Consider the following 6,197-nt stretch of genomic DNA (forward strand, 5'->3'; position numbering starts at 1 on the left):
TTTTATCATGTAGAAGTTCTCATCCATTGAGCCAAGAAGTATTATCATCTCATTTCCCTCTTTATAGGAATAGATGTCCTTTACTTCCTTTTCAACCTTGTAGTTCCATAGATCATTTAGAGAATAATCGTAGCTGTTGAGATTCCCTTTCCCATCGGCCAATAAAATCATGCTACCTGTGTCATGGCCTGAAATGAAATACTCATCCATGTTCTTCTGGAATACTTTGTTCCCGTCCTTGTCCAGGACATAGTAACCCCTTGTCAGAACAAGTATTGATGGATTCCCAAGATAGTTAAACGGGATTGTCCCCCAAATAACAGAGTTACTCTGATTCTTCCACAAAAGATTTAGGCCGCTATCAAAAACATAGACATAGTTCCCAAGGCCGCCTGTGATTATCTCTAATTTTTTGTCACCGTTTATGTCATTGACATTTATGTCCATTACCCTGTTTGATGTGCTGTAATTTGCCACCTCTTCCATGTCTTTGAAAACCCTGATGTAAGTAGAGCCGGTGATGACCTCATTTTTCCCGTCTCCGTCAATATCTGCTATTTTTATCTTTAAGACATCGCCGGAATCAGGGAACACCTTAACTATTTCCCCACTGTTTGAGATGAAGTAAATCTTTGTATCGGTAGAGGCGCAGACCGCATCAAGCTTTCCGTCCCCATCAATATCCCCTATATCAAGGGTCCTTACCTCATATGGCATCTTAGCCTGCCAGACTATCACACCTTCTGTATCAAAAACAGTCACATATCCAGGATTCCCGCAGCACCCGGAGGCTACAACTACTTCAGGGACGCCATCGCCAGTAAAATCGCCGTGCAGGACCTCCCACACGTTTCCACCCATGTTGTGCGTCCATAATTTATTGATATACTCTTCTTCTGCATATACACCCTGGAGCAGTAATCCAGATATAACAAATATCGCCAATAGTAACTTTTTCACTTCAATCACCTCATAAAAGGGAAATTATGTAAGGGAGCGCATATATCGTCCCAATAGTGCTTCCTATATTGGAAAATGCCACAACAAGAATGATCCTTGTGACGCCATTTTTCCAAAGGTCAGTAAACCCGTTAATACTATTTAATCCTTCAAAATCCCTTATTTTAGGTTTTCGGAATTTTATCTCTGCGAGCCCTGCAAACCAGCCGGCGGCTATTGTTGGATTCAACGACGTGATAGGGGCCGCCACAAACGCTACTAGTATAGAGATGGGGTGCGCCAAGGCAAGGGCTGCACCAAGAGCAGACAGCGTGCCGTTTACCATAATCCAGACGAAAAATACCTTTAATGTAAATTCAATACCTTTAGTAAAAAATCCGTATATGACAATCCCAAAGAAAATTATAGGAATTAGGTACCCTATGTATTTTAGATAGCTCTTCTTTTGGGGGATTACTTCAAGCTCTTTGATATCTTTTTTCAAGCCCTTTTTGTTTAGCTCTTTCAATGATCTTATTACCCCATCCATGTGGCCTCTGCCGATAACAGCCACAAACTTCTTGGCATCGCTTTGCAGTATCTTTAGAGCGATGTATCTGTCCCTCTCATCAATTAATGTTTCTTTGACCGACGGTATCTCCTTGGATAGCTCATTTAATAGCTCATTTACTATGTCCTTATCCTGAAGCTTTTCGATAATGTCCTCTTCTTCCTCTTCTTCAAAGAATCCTAGAAAGACCCCAAACATAAGCTTTAACTTTTCTTTGAGCTTCATCTTGTTCCAGGCCCGCTTCAACGTGGTCTGGATGTCTCTATCAATTAGGGCAATTTTTATGTCCTCTTTTTCTGCAACGTTTATTGCCTCAATAAACTCAGAGCCCGGTTTGACGCCAAACTTATCGCCGAGCCTTTTCTGGTAATTGGATAACAATAGATTGATTAAGAAAAGGAATATCTTTCCCTGCTTTATGATATCTAAAATATTGGTATCTTCCCATTTTTTGACGTTTTTTAGTGCTTGAAACCTGCCTTCACAGAGCTCAACACCCACAACATCGGGCTTTTCTTTTTCTATGATTTCCCTTACTTCATCCACACTTTCCTTTGATATGTGGACTGTTCCTATCAATATGACCTCTTTCCCGCCGATCTCTACTGTTTCTTTTGTCATCTTCTCTTAATAGAAACTAAGATTACCCCTTTTAAATATTACTTAGTAGTGCAATGTAAAAATATTTAAATTGGGAAATTAATATGAAAAGTTAGGCTTTCCATATTTTCCCTATTTTTTTCCATATATTTATATATAGGGAAAAAGATTATTCATTGACTCTATGTAAATAACTGATCCATCTCAGAAGGTCTTCCATGGTAATAGATGATAGTACTGGTCAAAAGATCAAGAGCAATAAAAAATACAATACTTTTCTCCCAGATATATTTATTAATCACGCATATGCGCTTCCCAATATTTCTGTAAACAAGGATGGGGTAATTGTCTATGCTAATGAGGACGCATCGCGGATACTGGGGTATCAGAAAAATGAACTTTTAGGAATGGAAGCCACAGAAATTTACATTAACCCAGCTGACAGAAATCTCTTACTAAAGGAGTTGTATGGCAAGGGGTCAATTCAGAATTTTAATGTCACCATGAAGCGAAAGAATGGCAAGCAAGTCGACTGCAAACTTGAAATGACAGTTTTCAAGGATAGCGAGGGAACGATATTAGGGCATACCGGGACAATTAAAGACATACAACTTGAGAGCGATCTCAGGCGAAAGTTAGAAATAGAAAACAAACAGCTTTTTTCTGTTTTAGAGCAGGTGCCAGTTTACGTCTGTCTCTATGATACTAACCGCAATATTGTTTTTGCAAACAAATTTTTAAGGGACAGATTCAAAAAAATTGAATCAAAAAAATGTTACAAAGTTTTTTATGACGCTGATAAGCCTTGTGGGGATTGCCCAGTACAAAGGGTATTTGAAAGTAATAAACCAATAGTCTATGAAAAAACTCAAAGAGATGGCAAGACGGCCGAAATCCACACCTATCCTTTTGTTGATATAGATGGAAATAGATTGGTATTAGAGCTTGGAATTGACATAACAGGGCGTAAGGCAACAGAAGAAAAACTAACTGAGTTAAACGAGACTCTTGAGATAATGAATAAAATATTGAGGCATGACATACTAAATGATTTGACAGTTGCATTGAACTTTTGCGATCTCATAGCTACAGAAGATGTGGATATCAAAGAGCGGGTGATGAAAGCAATATCAAAAAGTGTTGAGCTGATAGAGAATACAACGGAGTTTGAAAAAGCCTTTAACGGAAGAGAGGGTTCAACTGATGCTAAACTATTTGATGTTAAAAGCAAACTAGCAGAGCTTACAGAACATTATCCTGAAATTAAAATAAATTTCTTAGGCAATTGCAGGATTCTTGTCGATGAATCAATAATGATCGTATTTGACAATATTATCCGAAATGCAAAAGTTCACGGGAAGGCCGACCGGATAGATGTATCCCTAAAAAGAGAGGGAAACTACTGCGAGGTATCCTTTACAGACAACGGCATAGGTATCCCTGATGAAATTAAAAATAAGTTATTTGATGAAGGATTTGGCTACGGGCCAAGTAAAGGTTCAGGCCTCGGACTTTATATCGCTAGGAAGATAATTAAAAAGCATGGCGGCGATATAAGTGTCAGCGACAATAAGCCAAAAGGCACAACAATAGTTCTAAAATTCAAAAGTGTGGATGTTCATGAAATCTGCTAAAGATGCACCAGAGCAAATATCAGAGTCAATTCAAAAAACAACAGATGCAGACTTTAATACGCAGAGTGACTATTATAGTTCTATAATTGAGGCGGCCCAGGATATGGTTTTTATCCATAATCCAGAAGGCAAGATCACCTATGTCAACAAAGCAAGTGCTAGTGAGAGTGGATATTCTGAAGAAGAGCTTTTGAGCATGAATGTAATTCAAAATATTCCCCCAGAGTATTACGCATTAATGCAAGAACTTCAGATCAAGAGGATGAAAGGCAATAGAGATGTTTTCACATATGAAATGGAATACTTGAAAAAAAATGGAGAGAGGATTCCGGCAAGGGTGAGCTCATCACCTATCTATAAAGATGATAAATTAAAGGGCGTTATCCACATAGTAAGGAATATTTCTGATTTGAAGAAGGCCGAGACGATATTGAATCTTCAGACAGAACTTGCTTCAAAACTGTGCCAGACAAATACAATGAGTCTAGCCCTTGAAGATGTATTGAATACTGCACTTCAAATTGGGGAGGTAGACTGTGGCGGGATATACATAATTGATGGAAAAACATCAGAATTTAATCTTGAATGCATTAGGGGCATATCTAGCAAAACTCTTGATTATTTCAAAAAGGTGAGCGATAAATCTAAATTTGTAAAAGGCCCGCTATTTGTCAAGGGCAATGAATCTACAAATGGGATATCAATTGAAATGCTTGATATGTTACGAAACAAGGAAAAATTAAAATTTTTCGCAATAATCCCTTTCTCCCATATGGGCAAACCCATGGGAAGCCTCAACATTGGAAGCCATGAAAAAGATGATATCTCAGAACTTTCTAAAAAAATCCTTGTTACATTGTCTCAAGAGATGGGAGGAACAATTGCTAGGATCAGATCTGAGGAAGCAATGAAAGAGAGTGAAAATAAGTACAGGCAGATAGTTGAGTCTGCAAACAGCATTATCTTCAAATTCGATAGAGATGGTGTGATTCTTTCGATGAACGAATACGGTTTATCTTTTTTTGGGTTTGCAAAGGATGAGGTAATAGGTAAAAATGTTTATGAAACAATAACACCAGAGTTTGAGTCAACAGGTCGTGACCTTAGGACTCTAGCCTCTGACATACATCAAAATGAGAAACAATACAAAGTTCACATCAATGAAAATACAAAAAAGAATGGAGAAAGGGTCTGGGTTTACTGGGCTAATAGGCCAATAAGGGATAAAGATGGAAATCTAACTGCCATTCTTGCAGTGGGAAACGATATTACCGAGCAGAGAAAGCTTCAAGAAGAAATTAAGTCCTCTGAATTTAAGTTTAAGACACTTTTTGAAAAAGCCTATGAGCCGATATTTATCTTGGACCAGAATCTCTTCATCAGGGATACAAACACTTCAAGTGTGGGGCTCTTTCACTTTCCAAAAGAGAAAATGATCGGGATAAATCTCTACGAATTAATTGCGCCCGATGAAACAAAGAAGTTACAGCATTTATTGGCTCGGGGGCTTGAAAGTTCAAGCTTATTTATGGAAACAAATTTTATTAAGAAGACTGGCCAAGTCTTTCCAGCTGAAATCAACTTAACAATTCTTGATATCATGGGAGAAAAATCAATAATATGCACTTTCAGGGATATAACTGAACAGAAGAGAAAAGAAGATGAGCTAAAGAAACAGATATTAAAATATGAGTTAAATGACGGAAATCTATATTTCTCAAAAGGGCCTTCTAACTTATTTCCATTTGAAGCTTTTAGAGAGCTTATAGATATAGGATATAAAGGGACTATAATATCGCGAAGTGAAATAGAAAATTTTGAGATTGAAGATATCGAATTTGATTATTTTTGGCTTTCATCAAGAAAAGGAAAAAATACAGCCCCCCATAATTTGAAAAATCTTAGAGAGTTTTTTGAAGATATTAAGAGCAACAGCGTCATTTTACTAGACGGCATAGATTATCTCATTATCAAGAACGGATTCATCGATACCTATAATTTTATCACAGAACTTAGGGAAATAGCCTATTTTGGGAATAACATCATTATCCTTTCAATTGACAAAGACTCAGTTGAGCCTAAACTGCTAAAACTCATTGAAAAAGAAACAAAACCAATTATTACAAAAAATGCAGACATATTGAATAACAAAATGATTGAGATAATCAAATACATCTTGAATCAGAATAAACTTGGAATAAATCCCACCTATTCTAGTCTTGGAAAGGACTTAGTTATTACAAGGCCAACTGTTAGAAAAAATGTTAGATATCTTGAATCCAATAGATACATCATCGTGCGCAGAAAAGGGAGAAACAAGAGATTAGAGGTAACAGAAAAAGGGAAGAAACTTCTATAATTTTCCCTATTTCCATATTCTTTTCCCTATTTTCCCTATTTTTTTCGGCTGTGGGACATATTTATTTTAAGCACTAGTCTTTTACAATGATCAC

General features: G+C 37.1%; 4 protein-coding genes. 2 read left to right on the forward strand and 2 right to left on the reverse strand.

All coding sequences use genetic code 11. The features are described from left to right. Nucleotides 1–960 (reverse strand): FG-GAP-like repeat-containing protein (locus PLI06_10060; GenBank protein HOI77936.1); only part of this gene is annotated, 960 nt, incomplete at its 3' end. Between the two features lie 10 nt (nucleotides 961–970). Continuing rightward, nucleotides 971–2,131 carry a TraB/GumN family protein gene (locus PLI06_10065; GenBank protein ID HOI77937.1) on the reverse strand — a complete coding sequence of 387 codons (1,161 nt, stop codon included), beginning with the start codon at nucleotides 2,129–2,131 and terminating at the stop codon, nucleotides 971–973. 197 nt (nucleotides 2,132–2,328) lie between these two features. Here PLI06_10065 and PLI06_10070 point away from each other — a divergent pair, with 197 nt between their 5' ends. Further along, nucleotides 2,329–3,744 carry a PAS domain-containing sensor histidine kinase gene (locus PLI06_10070; protein ID HOI77938.1) on the forward strand — a complete coding sequence of 472 codons (1,416 nt, stop codon included), beginning with the start codon at nucleotides 2,329–2,331 and terminating at the stop codon, nucleotides 3,742–3,744. Then, entirely contained in the window at nucleotides 3,731–6,103 is a 2,373-nt protein-coding gene (locus tag PLI06_10075; GenBank protein ID HOI77939.1) for a PAS domain S-box protein, read from the forward strand. The genes PLI06_10070 and PLI06_10075 overlap by 14 nt, the downstream gene beginning before the upstream one ends. The last annotated feature ends 94 nt before the right edge of the window (nucleotides 6,104–6,197 follow it).

The sequence above is a fragment of the Methanofastidiosum sp. genome (assembly GCA_035362715.1).
GTDB lineage: Archaea > Methanobacteriota_B > Thermococci > Methanofastidiosales > Methanofastidiosaceae > Methanofastidiosum.

Bases quoted from the DNA above. Each gene is read 5' to 3' on its own strand.
- PLI06_10065 (HOI77937.1), bottom strand. From the start codon at position 2,131: ATGACAAAAGAAACAGTAGAGATCGGCGGGAAAGAGGTCATATTGATA.
- PLI06_10070 (HOI77938.1), top strand. From the start codon at position 2,329: ATGGTAATAGATGATAGTACTGGTCAAAAGATCAAGAGCAATAAAAAA.
- PLI06_10075 (HOI77939.1), top strand. From the start codon at position 3,731: ATGAAATCTGCTAAAGATGCACCAGAGCAAATATCAGAGTCAATTCAA.